Consider the following 832-nt stretch of genomic DNA (forward strand, 5'->3'; position numbering starts at 1 on the left):
TGCAGCAATCTGGTTATGCGACTGATCCAGAGTACGCGAACAAAATTGGAAATATTGTTCAGAATCGTTTGTCAGACATGGATGCCATCTTTCAATCAGTAAAGGGTGGTAACTAGACGTGGCTGATTTAATTAACATAGGTATTAGTGGCTTAAAAACGCATCAGGTTGGCCTGTCTGTCACAGGTAATAACGTTGCGAACATTAATACGCCTGGATATAGCCGCCAAGAAGCGATCTTTGTTGATAAACCAGGGGAGCTAACGGCTGCAGGTTATGTTGGGCAGGGCGCAAGTGTTGATGCGATTCGTCGTATTACATCGGACTTTGTTTTGGCGCAGCAGCGTTTTGATACCAGTATTTATAACGAACGTGAGGCGATTCTTGATCAAGCTTCTGTCATCGATAATCTTTTAGCGAGTGAGGCGACAGGTCTAACGCCATCACTGAGCCGTTTCTTTGAATCTTTGCAAGGCGCGGCTGAAGACCCAACGTCGGTACCTCAGCGTCAATTATTGCTCACGCAAGCGGAAGGCTTAGTATCGCGCTTTCAAACATTGGCGGCGCGTCTTGAAGGTGTTGTTGCAAACATCAATCAGAATCTTGAAGCGGATGTCTCATCGATCAATGCGCTGGCGCAGGGGCTGGCTGAAACGAATGCAGCTATCGCACTCGCTAGTAGTTCTACAGGTGAAGGTCAAAAGCCGAATCAATTGCTTGATGAACGCGACGAACTATTGCGTGAACTATCTGAATACGTTCAACTTTCTGTTGTTGAAAACCCGAACAACGGAACAGTAAATGTGTATCTCGGAAAAGGCGACCCGCTCGTA

The 832-nt window shown here is 46.5% G+C and carries 1 protein-coding gene; it reads left to right on the top strand.

The annotated features are described in order from the left end of the window. Positions 1-118 precede the first annotated feature (118 nt). Positions 119-832: flagellar hook-associated protein FlgK (gene flgK, locus A3762_RS08005; RefSeq protein WP_068754831.1), on the top strand; the 714-nt coding region annotated here is incomplete at its 3' end.

The sequence above is a fragment of the Oleiphilus sp. HI0125 genome (genome assembly GCF_001635355.1).